Origin of the sequence: Kordiimonas pumila (genome assembly GCF_015240255.1) — a bacterium.
In the GTDB taxonomy this organism is placed as follows: Bacteria; Pseudomonadota; Alphaproteobacteria; order Sphingomonadales; family Kordiimonadaceae; genus Kordiimonas; species Kordiimonas pumila.
The window spans coordinates 2,849,156-2,865,158 of record NZ_CP061205.1; the positions used below are offsets into that span (position 1 = coordinate 2,849,156).

At 45.5% G+C, this 16,003-nt stretch carries 12 protein-coding genes; 6 read left to right on the forward strand and 6 right to left on the reverse strand.

The window, feature by feature from the left end:
* Nucleotides 1–4 precede the first annotated feature (4 nt).
* Nucleotides 5–1,048, reverse strand: a complete 1,044-nt coding sequence (dgcN, locus tag ICL80_RS12590; protein ID WP_228073501.1) for an N-acetyltransferase DgcN — start codon at nt 1,046–1,048, stop codon at nt 5–7.
* A 242-nt stretch (nt 1,049–1,290) separates the two neighbouring features.
* On the opposite strand from dgcN, the gene ICL80_RS12595 reads away from it, so the two are divergent.
* Nucleotides 1,291–2,385 (forward strand): helix-turn-helix domain-containing protein, encoded by a 1,095-nt coding sequence (locus ICL80_RS12595; RefSeq protein ID WP_194212790.1) that lies wholly within the window; start codon nt 1,291–1,293, stop codon nt 2,383–2,385.
* A gap of 3 nt (nt 2,386–2,388) precedes the next feature.
* Here ICL80_RS12595 and tdh read toward each other — a convergent pair whose 3' ends face one another.
* The 3 genes from tdh to ICL80_RS12610 form a co-directional block, all read right to left on the reverse strand.
* Complete coding sequence (tdh, locus tag ICL80_RS12600; RefSeq protein ID WP_194212791.1) at nt 2,389–3,420, reverse strand: L-threonine 3-dehydrogenase; 1,032 nt, start codon at nt 3,418–3,420, stop codon at nt 2,389–2,391.
* On the reverse strand, nt 3,417–4,640 hold the full coding sequence (locus ICL80_RS12605) for a glycine C-acetyltransferase (RefSeq protein ID WP_194212793.1): 1,224 nt from the start codon (nt 4,638–4,640) through the stop codon (nt 3,417–3,419). The genes tdh and ICL80_RS12605 overlap by 4 nt, the downstream gene beginning before the upstream one ends.
* Nucleotides 4,641–4,743: 103 nt before the next feature.
* Nucleotides 4,744–5,322 (reverse strand): helix-turn-helix domain-containing protein, encoded by a 579-nt coding sequence (locus ICL80_RS12610; RefSeq protein WP_228073504.1) that lies wholly within the window; start codon nt 5,320–5,322, stop codon nt 4,744–4,746.
* 220 nt (nt 5,323–5,542) lie between these two features.
* Here ICL80_RS12610 and ICL80_RS12615 point away from each other — a divergent pair, with 220 nt between their 5' ends.
* The 5 genes from ICL80_RS12615 (at nt 5,543) to ICL80_RS12635 (ending at nt 11,662) form a co-directional block, all read left to right on the forward strand.
* A complete protein-coding gene (locus ICL80_RS12615) occupies nt 5,543–6,979 on the forward strand; it encodes an amidase family protein (RefSeq protein ID WP_194212797.1) in 1,437 nt (478 codons plus the stop codon).
* 76 nt (nt 6,980–7,055) lie between these two features.
* Nucleotides 7,056–8,177 (forward strand): helix-turn-helix domain-containing protein, encoded by a 1,122-nt coding sequence (locus ICL80_RS12620; protein WP_194212799.1) that lies wholly within the window; start codon nt 7,056–7,058, stop codon nt 8,175–8,177.
* A gap of 146 nt (nt 8,178–8,323) precedes the next feature.
* Nucleotides 8,324–9,898, forward strand: a complete 1,575-nt coding sequence (locus tag ICL80_RS12625) for an N-acyl-D-amino-acid deacylase family protein (protein ID WP_194212801.1) — start codon at nt 8,324–8,326, stop codon at nt 9,896–9,898.
* A 17-nt stretch (nt 9,899–9,915) separates the two neighbouring features.
* Nucleotides 9,916–10,536 carry an MSMEG_1061 family FMN-dependent PPOX-type flavoprotein gene (locus ICL80_RS12630; RefSeq protein WP_194212803.1) on the forward strand — a complete coding sequence of 207 codons (621 nt, stop codon included), beginning with the start codon at nt 9,916–9,918 and terminating at the stop codon, nt 10,534–10,536.
* A gap of 43 nt (nt 10,537–10,579) precedes the next feature.
* Nucleotides 10,580–11,662 carry a YkvI family membrane protein gene (locus ICL80_RS12635; protein WP_194212805.1) on the forward strand — a complete coding sequence of 361 codons (1,083 nt, stop codon included), beginning with the start codon at nt 10,580–10,582 and terminating at the stop codon, nt 11,660–11,662.
* Between the two features lie 45 nt (nt 11,663–11,707).
* Here the strand turns inward: ICL80_RS12635 and ICL80_RS12640 are convergent, their stop codons facing one another.
* Nucleotides 11,708–13,585 (reverse strand): serine hydrolase domain-containing protein, encoded by a 1,878-nt coding sequence (locus ICL80_RS12640; protein WP_194212807.1) that lies wholly within the window; start codon nt 13,583–13,585, stop codon nt 11,708–11,710.
* Between the two features lie 89 nt (nt 13,586–13,674).
* Nucleotides 13,675–15,975 carry a TonB-dependent receptor gene (locus ICL80_RS12645; RefSeq protein ID WP_194212809.1) on the reverse strand — a complete coding sequence of 767 codons (2,301 nt, stop codon included), beginning with the start codon at nt 15,973–15,975 and terminating at the stop codon, nt 13,675–13,677.
* Between the last annotated feature and the right edge of the window lie 28 nt (nt 15,976–16,003).

Sequence of the window (16,003 nt, forward strand, 5' to 3'; positions counted from 1 at the left end):
AACTCTATTTCCCGAATAGTTTTTGCATATTATCCGCAATTTTACCAGCACCGTGCCTGATAGGATCACAACACGGCAACCCTGTTTCCGCTTCTATCTCTATAACAGCTTTTTCCACCTCTTCCACTGTCATACGTGACGTATTAATGCTTACACCAACAGGAATAACATTTGGGTTCGTGATTTTTGCGACGGTAAGGCTAAGGTCAATAAATGTTCTTAAGTCTGGAATTGAGTAACCCTCTACGCTCAAAATATGGTCGCGCACAGGCTCGTGGCATATAACAAGCGCGTCTGGTTGACTACCATGTATAAGGCCCAAAGTTACACCAGAATAAGCCGGATGATACAATGACCCCTGCCCTTCAATCACATCCCAGTGGTCTGGTGTATTATCAGGCGACAACCATTCGGCAGCGCCCGCGATAAAATCAGAGACAACAGCATCTATCGCAACACCGCGTCCAGCTATCATAATCCCTGTTTGACCAGTTGCCCGAAAATCAGCATTAAAACCTCTTTCCTTCATTGCTTTCTCAAGCGCAAGAGCCGCATACTTTTTGCCAATAGCGCAGTCCGTACCAACAGTTAAGACACGGCGACCCGTACGCTTTTTACCTGTACCTGTATTAAAGCTATTATTAGAATGCCTCACATCGATAAGACGTACCCCATGCTTCTTGGCAGCATCAGCAATCTCGGGCACAGCAGATAACCTGCTATGCATACCAGCCACTATATCGAGCCCAGCTTCAATCGCCTCAACAATCGCCGTTATCCACTGGCCTGCAATCGCTCCGCCTGCTGGTGCTATACCAACAATCATAGACTTTACACCTTTTTTCACAGCTTCAATCGGTGTCATCTCAGGCAGATTCAGGTCAACACCGCTACCAGAAAGCCTGAACTGCCCTAAACAAAGCTCAGGACGCCATTCAGCCAAACCAGCTGCTGTTTTTGCTTCAAGTATACTTTTAGTATCCCCGAGAAACAGCAGGTAAGGGCCCGCAATTACTATACCTGCTTGCCCTAAAGTAGAATTATCCATGATGTATATCCTGTAATCTAACATTGCTTTTACAATTTTAAAAAGGCCCCATACATAAGATGAGGCCTTGCATTAGAATAATCATGACAGCAACCGCATCTTGCTGTCTTAGCTTAAAGGAGCATTTTTTTGCATTTTGATCTTGCCGCCCGTGCAAATCGATAAAATACCAGTCTATACTGACCAAAAGCATTAAAGGGGGAATCAGGTTCTCATCTGAATGGTTTAATGCAAGATAATAGGTGCCAAAAAACATGACGCTTGAGCAATCCTTTGAAACAACCTCTGTAACAAGAAGTATTCCTACACTGCTTGACCTTATGGCTGAGATTAAAGGCAACAAAACCTTCCTCGCAAAAGGGGCTGCGGGCCATTATGAAGATATTTCTGGCTGTAAGGGTTTTCGACACATTTATGCGCCACAACTTGCCAAAGGTGGCATTGAGTTCTATGAACTGGAAACAGGCTTATGGATCATCATCGTTGATATGACCACCGAGCAAGTCATGCTTCGACAACACAGTTTTGGCGGCATGCTGGTCCTGTCGGCTGTTCTCAAGGCAGACATAGACATAATGCCCGCCAGCAACCAAACAAAAGATGGTTTCGCTACAGGTACATGTATGCTTTACGGTATTGAAAGTGATGGTTTTTTTGAAACAGTTTATGACCCTAAAAGAACGCTAAAATGGGTCTCCGTTATTATTGACCCTGATTGTTTTTTTGATGCAACACATTTGTCACCTCAAGATATCCCTGAGGCTATCCAAGCTTTCTTTACGGAAAAAACACCACTCGCACGCCGCAATATCCCCATGACGCGAGAGGAAGCGCTTGTTGCTACGCAAATGGTCGAGTGCAGGCTAACAGGCAGCTACCGCAGTGCCTTTTTAAAGGCTAAAACTCTCGAACTCTTATGCCATGTTTTTTCTGGTTTTAAGCTGTCTAGTAATCCGCAGACCGGGTTAATTTTAACAGCCAAGGATTTTGCCCGTATAGAACGTGCAAAGCGTTATATTCAAAGCTCTCTTAGTGACAGGCCAAACATTGAGGAGCTTGCTTATGCGGTTGACCTGTCACGGCATAAATTACAGCTTGGCTTCAAGCAGCTTTACGGTGATACGGTTGCTCACGTTCGTGAAAAAATGCGGCTTGAATATGCCCTAAACCTTATACGAACAAGTGAGATGTCCATGATACAAATTGCCCTTGAAACCGGCTATGGACATCAGGCCAGTTTCACACGTGCTTTTAAAGCCGCTTACGGCGTATCCCCTATTGAGGTACGCCGTAGTGATATAAAAGTGTCTGCAACCGATCTTAGAAAAGCGCCTTAGTTGCTATACAGCGGCCCAATCAAGCACCACCTTACCTGAGAGGCCAGAGCGCATCGCATCAAAAGCCTGTTGATAATCACGGGCCGCAAATTGATGAGTTATAACAGGTGTTATATCCAACCCAGATTCCAGCATCGCAAGCATTTTATACCAAGTTTCAAACATTTCCCGGCCATAAACACCTTTAAGTTTCAATGCTTTAAGAATAATTTTTGACCAATCTGTTTCAAAGGGTGCTGACGGCAAACCTAAAAGAGCCATACGCCCTCCCATCATCAGCCTATCGGTCATTTCATCAAACCCCGCTTTGGTGCCGCTCATTTCCAGCCCAACATCAAAACCTTCCACGATATGCAGTTCGGTCATTACACTGCGCAAGTCTTCTTCCTGCACATTCACAGTACGCACATCCGCTACTTTTGATGCAAGCTGCAGCCTGAAAGGGTTAACATCTGTGATCACCACATTACGTGCGCCCACATGGCGAGCAACAGCTGCCGCCATAATGCCAATAGCACCAGCGCCTGTTATCAGAACATCTTCCCCAACCAAGTCGTATGACAGTGCAGTGTGAACAGCATTGCCGAGCGGGTCAAGAATAGCCCCTATTTCATCGGGCACGCTATCAGGTAAGGCGACTACGTTAAAAGCAGGCAGCACTAAATATTCAGCAAAAGCACCCGGCAGATTTACACCCACACCCTTCGTTTCCGGGTCGAGATGGAATTTTCCAGCACGCGCGTTACGGCTTTTATGGCCAACAATATGCCCCTCACCTGAAACCCGCTGCCCAACCTGCACTTCAGTAACATTACTACCCACCTCGGCAATGACGCCGCTATATTCATGGCCAACAACCATAGGAACAGGGACATTTTTCTGTGCCCACCCATCCCAGTTATAAATATGGATGTCAGTACCACAAATCGCTGTTTTACTTATCTTGATCAGAACATCATTCGGTCCAACTTTAGGCTGTGGTACATCTTCCAGCCAAATACCCTGTTCCGCTTTTGCTTTCACCAATGCCTTCATGATGTTGCTCCGTCAATAATACCGAGTTTTTTCCCCACTTTTGTGAAGGCAGCAACAGCTTTATCAATATCTACTTCAGTATGGGCTGCCGACATTTGAGTACGGATACGCGCCTGCCCTTTTGGTACTACAGGATAGAAAAAACCGATAACATAAATACCCAGTTCAAAAAGTTCTTCGGCCATATTCTGTGCAATTTTTGCATCGCCTAACATCACAGGAATAATCGGGTGTTCGCCAGGCACAAGAGTGAAACCTGCTTGTGCCATGCCCGTGCGAAAGCGCACAGCATTATCCTTGAGTTGAGCACGCCGGTTTGTTGCACCGCGTACAAGTTCAAGAGCTTTCAGGGCAACCGCCGCCGTTACAGGAGGCAGAGCATTTGAAAACAGGTATGGCCGCGAACGCTGACGCAGCAGTTCTATAATCTCTTTGCGTGCTGCTATATAACCACCTGAGCCACCGCCAAGTGCCTTACCAAGTGTTCCAGTTAGAATATCCACCCGCCCTTCAACACCGCAGTGTTCTGGTGTGCCGCGCCCTGCTACTCCGGTAAAGCCCGTTGCATGACTGTCATCCACCATCACAATAGCATTGTATTTTTCGGCTAAATCACACACTGATTTAAGATCAGCGATGATGCCGTCCATTGAAAAGACACCGTCTGTTGCTATTAGCTTATGCCGCGCACCTGCTGCATCTGCCTCTTGTAAGCGCGCCTCAAGCTCTGCCATATTATTATTGGCATACCGATAGCGCTTTGCCTTGCACAGCCGTATGCCATCAATAATGGAAGCATGATTAAGCGCATCAGAAATAATAGCATCGTCTTCGCCCAAAAGCGGCTCGAACAGGCCACCATTTGCATCAAAGCAGGCAGCATAGAGAATAGAATCTTCCATTCCTAAAAAATCCGCTATTTCGGATTCAAGCTGGCGGTGCACATCCTGTGTGCCGCAAATGAAACGCACAGAAGAAATGCCATATCCATATTTATCGAGTGCAGCCTTGCCTGCAACAGCCAAATCAGGGTGATTTGCAAGCCCAAGGTAGTTATTTGCGCACATATTGAGAACGCTCTTTACACCCGATACAGTCTCAACGTCTATTTGTGCCGCTTGCGGGGAAGTAATTACCCGTTCGCGCTTATAGAGGCCCTCTCCCCTTATTTCAGTAAGAGTTACTGATACATCATCCATAAAATCTTGCGTAAACGTCATAGAGGCACCTCGTTATTTCAATATAAAAAACAAATATCCACTATATCGGAAAATGTAAAGAGCAAACATTAAATCCGAACATAATAGAACAAACGCAATGAAATCAGGTGAGGACTAACAAAAAGCCACGGCTCTCTGTTTTACCGTCGTTAATAATAGCATGGGGAACATCTGCAGCGTACCTCACGGTATCCCCTTCTTTCAAATGCTGCTCACTCTCACCGCTTTTTATTAGAAACCGGCCTGATACACAGGTAAAGTGTTCCATGGAACCTGCACTATGGGGTTCACTGGCAAGCATCCCACCGGTCTGTGCTACCATATCATACCACTCAGTATGACTGGCGAGACCAATAGGACTAAGTATTCTAAGTATACAAAGCCCATCCTTGCTGGTTATAGCCGGCGTATAGTGAGCAGGTAATAGTTCAATAGCATCGTTATTACTATCTACCCGGTTACCGCCAATCAAATCCGTCAGGTCGACCCTTAATGCCTGCGTTAACGTCCACACAATAGCAAATGTAGGGTTTGTTTCACCTCGCTCGATTTGAGACAACATAGATTTTGAGATATTGGTTTTAGATGCAAGCAGATCAAGTGTTAACTTACGTTCAAGGCGCAGGCTTTTTAAGCGCGGCCCTAGTTCAGGGGCGCCTGTATGTTTACGTTTCGTTAGCACTGGCTTTTTCTCTTGCATATTTCAATATATCGGACAACGACGATAAAAACGCAAGAAATTTCCAGCAGTGACTATGGGCGACGTATTATTTCTGCAAAAAGCAAGGTGTCTGATCAAAATGCTAAGGGCTAAGCCTTAAATCATAAGAAGCCAATATTTTAATCCTGTATGGCTGGACCTAGTAAAATTTAACATGACTATAGTGATTGCAGGATTATTTATGAAAGCTAGCCGCCCCAGTATTACCAAAAATGATGCCCTTAAACTGGGAATGCTCGATGCCCATGATCAAGCTGCTCTTCTTCGGTGTGGTGATATAACGGCTCTGGAGCTGGTTGAAGCCTCGATCACCAGAGCAGAAGCGCTGGACCCCGAACTTAATAGTATAAGCTATAAAGCATATGACGATGCCACAGCCAGAGCTTTTCATATAAGTGATGACCATAGCCCAATGTCTGGCGTGCCATACCTCCTAAAAGACGGACTCGATTATCCTGATATGCCGGCCCATGTTGGGTCCAAATTTCGGGTAAATCACCCCTATACTGCAAAGTCGTATCCTTATACAAACAAGCTTGATCAAGCTGGCCTTATTCCTATCGGCAAATCAAACGCAACAGAGTTTGGCCTTCTACCCACTACAGAACCCACTCTTTATGGCCCAGTACACAACCCTTGGTCGCTTGGGTATTCGACCGGTGGCTCCAGTGGCGGCGCTGCCGCAGCCGTTGCGGCTGGTATAGTACCCCTTGCACATGCAGCCGACGGCGGGGGCTCTATTCGTATTCCAGCCTCTTGTTGCGGCGTTGTTGGGATGAAGCCTGGCAGAGGCGCTAATCTTCGTCCACGCGGTCAAACTCTTATTGATGATTATCTCGTGGCTGATTCCCTTCTGTCACGTACTGTACGTGACACATCATGGGGTGTTGACCTGTGCCATCCAACAAGCATTGGTGGTATGCCTAACCCGTTAGAACGCCCTCTCAAAATTGCAGTTATCATGAATAACCTTCTGGGCGAGGCACCTCATCCTGCCGTTGAGACTGTCATTAGGCGCACAGCTGACCTCTGCGCATCATTAGGTCATAAAGTTGAATATGTAACAGCTCCGGTAAACGGTCCCGCAGTTTATGACGCCTTCAGAACAATATGGGCATATCAGGCTCATGATATTGTTGCTAGTTGCACCGCAAACCTTAAAAAAGGTGCCATCGAAGAAAACCTAGAACCATGGACACTTGATCTTGCAAAATGGGCCGAAAGTCTTAGCCCTTTAAAGCTAGAGCAATTCTTCACAGCCGCCGGGCTTGCCAATATAGAATACGACACATTCTTCGATGAGTGGGATGTTATCCTAAGCCCTGTATTGAAAGAACCTCCCGTCGAGCTTGACAGGCTTGGGCCACTGCGGCCATTTCCTGAACTTCTTATAGAAATGTTTGAGTATGTTTCCTACACGCCGTTACATAATCTAACTGGCGCGCCGTCCATTTCACTTCCGTTGTTTATGGCCGATAATTTTGCCCCTATCGGATCGTTATTTTCCGGGCGGCAAGGCAGTGAAAAACTATTGCTTGAGCTCTCACTACAATTAGAACAGGCAATGCCATGGCGTGATAAATGGCCCCAAAGCAGTGTTGCATCACTGCTTTCATAAGGACACATCGATACAAATTTCAATAGGTTTATTCAGGTATCTATTTATGGTAATATAACAGGGAGAAACAGCAACTATGCTCACACGCGCAGGGAGTGCAATGGCAAAAGAAGTGCCGCCTATTGAGAATTGGTCATCTTGCAAAATTCGCAACATGGATGACATGCTAAAGTCTCTGATAGAGACTCGCACAGAGACATCAAAGGCCATCAAAACTGATCAGGGCTGGACCAGGTCCTTTGGCGAAGGCCTTGGGTTTCGGGAAGATTATGACGAAACCATAGCCAGTGGCGGCTGGGAGTTTTATGCATTAGGTAATGGCCTCTATCTCTCTATTGTTGACATGGTTGCAACAACCACAATTCCTAGGCGGCATGTCTCTGATGACCACCTTGTTTTATCAGCGGTTATTAACGCTGGCGTAGAAGTGCTTGATAACTATGGTACAATTGGCGAATTATCTGATGGTTACTGCACATATTACGGTATGGCTGCAGGCACAGAATTTAAAACAGTTTACAAGCCGGGATGTAAACTACAATGGGTTAGCGTGTTTCTTAACAGAAGCGAGCTATACAATACGCTTGGCCTTGCTGCCGACGATATGCCCAAAGACATTCGCAGCTTTGTAGATACAGGCGCGCCTCTGCCGCACACCAATGTTATGTTAACACCAACAGCTTATCTAGCCGCACGCCAGCTCATTGAGTGCCCCTTCACTGGCGGCTTTAGAAAAGCATTCCTTAGATCAAAATCTCAGGAACTGGCATGCCATATACTCTTTACCCTGTTTAATGAAGTTGATGACCAAATCAGCGATGTTGTTTTCACAGAAGACGACTATAAAAAAATATACCGCGCCATGCGGTATTTAAAACACGGGCTTGATGAGCCGGCCAATATCCCTGAGATCGCCTATGCCGTGGGCATGACGCGCCAAAAATTACAGCTAGGCTTCAAGCTGGTGTTTGGCAACACTGTTGCCAGAATACGGGATAACCTGCGAATGGAATATGCCCTTGAGCTGGTTCGCAATAGCAATATGCCCATGATCGAAATAGCCTTGGAAACCGGATATGAACACCCCGCGAGTTTCACACGGGCCTTTAAAGCAGCTTTCGGTACATCGCCTGCCAACATGCGCCGTATTGCCCTACAGTCCATGTCTTATTCGAGAAAGCGAAAGGCTGGCTATTAAAGGGCAGTTTACCACCTCCGGTCACAACATCATGCCTCTTATGCAAAAGTCTTTACCAAAAGGCAAAGACACCCCCATAGCTTTTTGCCACAGTAATTTATAGGCACGTTAGCTACCCTCTGTGTGCTGGAATTACGGAGTACCCGATGTATAAGAAGCTGTCCTTTAGAGACCTGCCTATTAAAACCCTTTTCTCACGACTTGGATTGGGTGCATTCTTTCTTATAAGTGCCTGTAGTGCATCCCCCGAAAACGATACATGGCTGATCAGTAATATTGTACTAGTTGATGGTACAGGTGCAGATGCCCATAAAGCGTCTGTCCGTATTTCAGGAGCCAAGATTGTTTCCGTTGGCAACCTCACTGCTGGAACAAAAGAAAAGGTTCTCAACGGTAACGGCCTTGTGCTGGCTCCCGGCTTTATAGATTCTCATAGCCACCATGATCGCGGTATGTTTGAAACACCTAGTATGATCGCTGTAACTAACCAAGGTGTTACAACAATCATTGTAGGGCAAGATGGCTTTTCTCAAATCCCGTTATCGAAATTTTATAACTCATTAGAAAATAATCCTGTTGCGGTAAATGTCGGATCTTATACTGGCCACAATAGCCTAAGGTCAGCCGTTATGCCTGCAACCGACATACGCCGCCCTGCAACACCAGATGAAGTGCACGACATGGTTTCCATGCTTGAAACCGATATAAAAAATGGCTCTTTTGGGCTATCATCCGGACTAGGCTACGAAACCGGCGTGTTTTCTGACCGGGCCGAGCTTCTATCACTTGCCAAAGCTAACGCAGCTATGGGAGGCCGCTATATCAGCCATATCCGCAATGAAAATACAGATATGGCTGATGCGATCAATGAAGTGATTGAAATCGGGCGTGAAACACACGGCCCTGTTCAAGTATCGCATATCAAGGTTGGCACTAAAAAGCTATGGGGCACAGCAAACGACTATATTAGACTGCTAGATAGTGCGAGAGCAGAAGGCATTGATATTACAGCCGATATTTACCCTTACACCTATTGGCAAACCACCATGCGTATCCTGTTCCCAAATAAGAATTATACAGACCCAGAACCCATTTCCATGCATTTCAAAGAAACGCTTTCCCCATCAGGCGTCATTGTCCAGCGATTCATGCCTGACCCAACCCTTGAAGGGCTAACAATAGCCGACATAGCGCACACGAAAGGCACCGACCCGGTTACAACCTACATGAACCTTATGGGACAAGTATTGGCCTATGAAAAAAGCAACCCTGATGCAGAGCACGTAGAATCCATCATTGGTACCAGCATGAGTGAAGATGATGTTGAGAGCTTCCTAAAGTGGGCACACAGCAATATATGCTCTGATGGCCTTGATGGTGGCCACCCCCGTGGGTACGGTACTTTCACGCGTGTTTTAGGCCATTATGTGCGTGAAAAAAAATCACTCTCGCTGGAAAGTGCCATTCACAAAATGTCTGGTATGACAGCCGAGCACCTTGGCCTTGAAAAGCGCGGGCTGATAAAGCCCGGGTATGCAGCTGATCTCGTACTTTTGAACCCGACGACCGTGGCAGATATGGCTACAGTACTCGAGCCTAAAGCACTTTCAAAAGGTATTGAAAATGTGTGGGTAAATGGCACGCTTGTTTATAAAAATGGCAAAAGTACAGGAGCCAGCCCAGGGCAGATTATAAAGCCCTCTCCCGTGAGTGTACCTTAAGTTGAAAGTTTAGCATTATGACTGACCCTTACGTTATTCGATCAGAGGACGATCTAAACAAAATTTACGCACCACCAGATGCTGATATTATTGCCGGCATCAAAACATCCCTGCACGAGTTTCATGTTAACTACATTCAAAACGCCAGCTTTGTATGCATTGGGTCTGCTGCCGACAACATGTTTGATGTATCGCCGCGCGGCGGCGAAGCCGGCTTTATTCACGTAATTGATAGCAAAACAATTGCCATACCAGACTGGCGCGGCAATAACAAAATTGAAACCATCAGAAACATTATTAGAAATGGCCATGTAGGCCTATTATTTCTATTTCAGGGCCTAAACTTCTTCTTTCGCGCGAATGGCGCTGCTGAAGTAACCACTAATCCAAAACTTCTTGCCGCGATGGCGCGTGATGGCAAAGAACCAATCACTGCCATTCGTATCTCGATTAACCAGATATACCTGCACTGCGGCAAAGCTGTTATGCGCAGTAAATTATGGCGTGAAAGCAGCCATATGAAGTCTAAAGATCTGCCTTCCCTCGCAAAAATGGTCAAAGAATTTACCAAAATAGAGGCAAGTGAAGAAGCTATCGAGGAAAACAATGAAACCATGTTGCGGGATAGGCTTTACTAAAAGCCAATAATCCAAAACATAAAACAATATCAGGGTAGGATATATGAAGAATTTTTTTGAACGGTATCTGGTTCCGGGACTTGTTATTCAATCTGTGCTTATTGGTGGATCGTATGCAACAGGTAGGGAAATAACAGAGTTTTTTCTATCTGTTGGGCCTTTTGGTGGACTGATTGCACTTTTGTTAACCATCGTTATTTTCAGCCTGTGTTCAATGGTTGCTTTTGAACTCTCGCGCCAAACCCAAACTTTTGATTATAGAAGCTTCTGCCGCACCTATATGGGCCCAGCATGGTTTTTGTTTGAAATCGGGTATTTCGCTACCATGACAATAACACTTTCTGTGGTCGCCGCAGCTTCTGTTGAAATGGCGGCTGATGTTTTGAATGCACCGCGCATTGCCACTGCCGTCTTTTTTATGTCAGTGATCGTGGGCCTTGTATATTTAAACAGTAAGTGGCTTGAAAGGGTTATGTCCGCTTGGTCTATAGTTTTTTACATCGCCTATGCTGTTCTGTTTATTATTGCAATCCAGCATTTTGGTAGCGATATTACCACCCTTATAAAACCAGAACCTATTGGTTTTGATGTGCTCTGGTCATCCCTAACATATACCGGCTATAATATTGCCGTTCTACCAATCCTTATTTTTGTGGCACGCCATTTTACAACCCGGCAGGAAGCCTTTACCGCTGGTGCACTTGCTGGTCCTATTATCATGATACCAGGGCTTGCACTTTTTCTGATGCTTAGTGCACTTTATCCACAGGTGCTAAGTGTGCCAGTGCCAATCTCAGCCGTTTTTGCAGATATGGATACGCCAGTTCTCAAAGTTATCATTCATATTGCCATTATTGGCATGCTGATACAAACGGGTGTTGGCCTGCTCCACGGTGCAAACGAACGTGTTGCCAAAAAGTTTGAAGAGAACGGCAAGGATATGCCCAAAATACTACGCCCTGCCCTTGCTTTTGGCTTGCTTATTATATCAACCTACCTTGCAACATCTATAGGCATCATTGACCTTGTGGCAAAAGGCTTTAGGTATAGCACCTATTATTTCTTGGCGATCTTTGTTCTGCCACTCATGACCATTGGCGTTTGGAAAATCATAAAACCAAAGTAAATAAAAAAGCCCCAATATTGGGGCTTTTTTTTCACCTTACCTGCCTTACAAAAAATTCCAGACCCACATGCCTGCAAGCAACCAGCATATCAATGAAAAATAAATGACAGAAATGGTTTTGTTTAGAAGGCCATAATCAGTTGATAAAAGAGTGCGAACACTAACTGCTGCCATGGGCACTGCAAGAAAAGTCAGAGCATAACTACATATCACCGCCATTGTGAGCGCCAAAGGCGGCCATTGATACAAAATGAACGGCCCCAAGGACAAAACCTCCTGGGTGCCAGCATAAAACAGCCCTAGAAACACTAAAACTACAATGGCGGGCACCACGTGCACTACTTTATTTGCATCGAAACGCTGCCTGTTAAAGCAGCTGTAAACAAGCAGTGCACATGATCCAATGCCTGCTAAAATCATACCCGCATAAAAGAAGTTGGTGGATTGCAAATAACCAATACGGTCATGTGCCATGCCACGTGTATCATGGTAACGTACAATTTTGTCGTTTTCTCCACGCTGAAATACAATAACATCATCTGGGTTATCATTCGCCGCGAACTGCAAAGGCGCTATTTGCTGCCACTGCCTGCCCCCAAGGCCAAGCGTGTCACTTTTTTCGGCAGTGACGGTCGTTTCGCCAACCCCTAGCGCCATAAGCTTAGCAAGGGTTGAATAAGGCCGCCTGTCTGTCAGGTAAAGCCCTGTGAAATCACTAAGTGCTGCATCACCATGAGCTTTATAACTGCCGTAAACAGTGTTTTGTTCTGGCAGCATATACCCGATAACCGCGGCAGGAAATTGGGCAGGAGCATGATCTGCTGAATTGACAGAAATAAAAATGCCCAGTTTCTTTTCAGGCACTAAAACAAGATGCGATAAAAACCCGGCCATTGCGCCACCGTGGGAATAAGCATTATAGCCTTTTATGGTACTATTGAAAAATCCATGCGCTATATCTGCACCACCCATACGATCCGCATAATTACGTGTTTGCATTTCCAAGACTGTTTCAGGTGCAAGAAGCCTAACACTATTGCCATCGTCCCCTAAGGCACTTCCTGCATTTAAATACATATTCATAAAAAGGGCCATGTCATGCGCGCTTGTATAGAGTGCACCTGCAGGTGCAGCAGCAGGGTATATATGCTCACTTGGTATTTCAATCAGCTTCCCATCCCTGTAGGCATAACCTTTCGCTACAAACGGTACCAGTCGGTTTGGCATGGCAGTGCCACGACCCGGTTCCCTGAAGGAAGAGTGCTCTATGCCAAGCGGCTGCAGAATGTGCTGCTCAATATAATCAGAATATGGTGTATGAGCTATTTCTTCTACCACATGACCAAGAAGGGAAACGCCGTAATTGGAATACGACGTCCTAAGTCCTGGTGGCGCTACGCGCTTTTCTACGTATCGGGTAAGGTATTCTGTTGGAGATGGCACAGGCACATCGCCACCTATAAAATCGATACCCAAAACAGTATCTTCAAAGCCTGCGCGGTGTGTCATTAAGTGTGTCGCTGTTATCGGCTTTCCATATTCTTCGGCTATCTTCATATCTGTAAGGTAGGTATTTATATCAGCATGCAGATCAAGCCTACCTGTTTCAACAAGCTGCATTGCCGCCGTATATGTAAATAACTTTGAAATGGAACCAACCCTGAAAAGGCTATGTACCGGATCAACCGATGTGTGTTTTTCTATATCCGCATAACCATATCCTTTTTCCAACAGGATATTGCCATTTTGAACAATAGAGACCATCACACCCGCTACTTCCTGAGGGTTCATATTTTCATGCACCCAGCCATCAACAAATGCTTCAAGCTCTGCTTGATTGTCCGTTTCTTTTGGTTCAACGGCCTGAACCACACTGCAACATATGACGGCAAAGAATAGGGTAAGATGCTTAATAGGTTGCATGCAAGTATCCTTCATCTAAACAAAAAAGCCGGCCTTCCCTCAGATTAAACATTGGGAAAGCCGGCACATGGCAGGTTTATTAACAAATGTTACTGACCACCCATCTTATAGGTCAGACGAATACCAAACATGCGCGGCTCCGTGTAAAGCAGCGGTCCCCGGAAACCAACCGTTTCCCAACCAACTGCTGAATGATATTTTTCATTCAACACATTTTCGAAATACGCCGTTACTGTCCAGCTATCAGTTTGCAGGCCTATACTTAAATCTACTGTGTTATATGCATCAACATAAAAACGAGGATCTGGCAATACACCGCGCCATTGCAGACTATCCTGATACTGATAATCAAGCTTGATAATGCCTTCAATATCGTCCTTGATCGGTTTTGTGTAAGTTGCAGAAAGGCTTACCGTCCATGGGCGAACATTTGGCATGCCCACATCCGTGTAATCTACACTATCAAGCGTCACTTCTTTAATGGTTGCTTTCGTGTAACCAATACTTGCATCAAGCACCAATTCACGGGTAACCAATGCCTCAGCTTCAAGCTCAAAGCCTTTAGACTGCGCTTTACCAGCGTTAATATCATAGTAAATATTGAACGGAAATGGGTTAAGGGCTGGATCAAGCAACTCTTCTACCTGTAAGGATGTGTAGTCCATCAAGAACACCGCAGCAGCCACATTTACGCGGTTATCCAAAAGCTGTGCCTTGTAACCGAGCTCATAGTTTATGAGCTTTTCTGGCAGAACCTTTTCTGGTGCCCCAACACTAACAGACTGGGCATCATTACCATATCCAGCCCGGTAGCCTGTCGAGAACTGCGCATATACAGTCGCATTTTCAGTAAGATCATAGTTTAAGGCAATACGCGGTGAAAACTTTTTAATTTTAGCCTCAGGTCGCAGGTCTGCGTCCGTAATCGGGCTAACAAAGTCTGGGTTCAGGTTAGCAGTATCAAAATTAAACTTGCTGCCAAACTGTGTTGTTTCGATGCTGTACCGCGCCCCTGCTGAAAGGTGCAATGACGAAGAAATATCCCAAAAAGCATTAGCAAAAAAACCAATACTCTTCATATTATCATTGCTCAGGCCTCTATAAGCTGGTGTATAACCACCTTCACCAGCATAGCGCGGTGTACCACCTTGTGTGGCCCATATACCTATCCAGTCTATCTGGTCATTATCCTGAGTTTCCTTAAGATAGCTTGCACCAGCAACCCAGTTAAAAGCACCTTCATAATCTGAAGAGATCCTAAATTCTGCCGTATCGGTTTTCACTTCCCTGTTACGGGTTGTTTTCCACCAGCTATACTCTGTCTGGTCATAATCTTCCTGATAATCAATTTCATAGCTGAAATGGCCGTATAGAAGCTGGATTGTATGATTATCAAATTCGTAAGCAGCTTCAAAAGAAGCAATCCAGTCTGTTATCTTTGTATATTCATAAACATCGCGTTTTACCTTGCCGCCATTATTGCCAACATCTGCATAAAAGTCGACATCATCGAGATAAACACCGCCCCATGATTCAAGTGCTGTTACCTGAGCTTCCTGAAAGTCTTCGTCAAAGAACGATCGCAGGATAAAAGGCTCTGAACCTCTGTCCTGCTGTTCATAGGCAATCGATGCATCAAGAGTAAGGCGATCGTTTGGTGTCCACCTAACAGCCGCTCGTCCCCCATAGTTATCTTTTGAGGATGATCCACCTGCTGGGCCAATATTTTTAATGGCACCATCGGCCTGTTCTGTGTAGGCCGTGGCCCGAACAGCTACAGTGTCACTCACAGGTACGTTTACAGTCAACTTGCCAAGAAATGTGTCAAACCGCCCGTAATCAAGCGTTGCTTTCATCTCATAGTTTTCGGTACTGGGCTTTGCTGTAATAATATTAATCGCCCCACCCATGGAGTTCCGGCCACTTAACGTACCTTGCGGCCCACGCAGCACCTCGATCCGGTCAATATCCCAAAACTGAGCTGATAAAATACTGTTAGAATTAATGGCACCAAAACCCATGTCATCAACCATGACAGAGATAACCTCATATCGGCCACCAGAAAAATCGCTAATGCCTCGAAGCGTAACATTTTGGCCCCAATAAGCACCGGCTGTAATATACGTAGCGTTGGGGATAGATGTTATATAGTCATCAACACCCATAACCCGCATAGCTTCTAGTTCTTCTGCACCTAGTGCGGAAATACTAATTGGTACATCCTGTAACGATTCAGTACGCTTTTGAGCCGTTACAAGAATTTCCTCCAGTGTGAACGATGTATCCTTTTCAGCCTCTGCCGCACCGGCAGGCACTGTTAGCCCCGCAGCCAACATGCTCGATGCCAACAAGCCACGTTTAAAAGAACATAGTTTGTATGAACTTTTCATTCTCATTTCCTCCAAATATGAATGACGG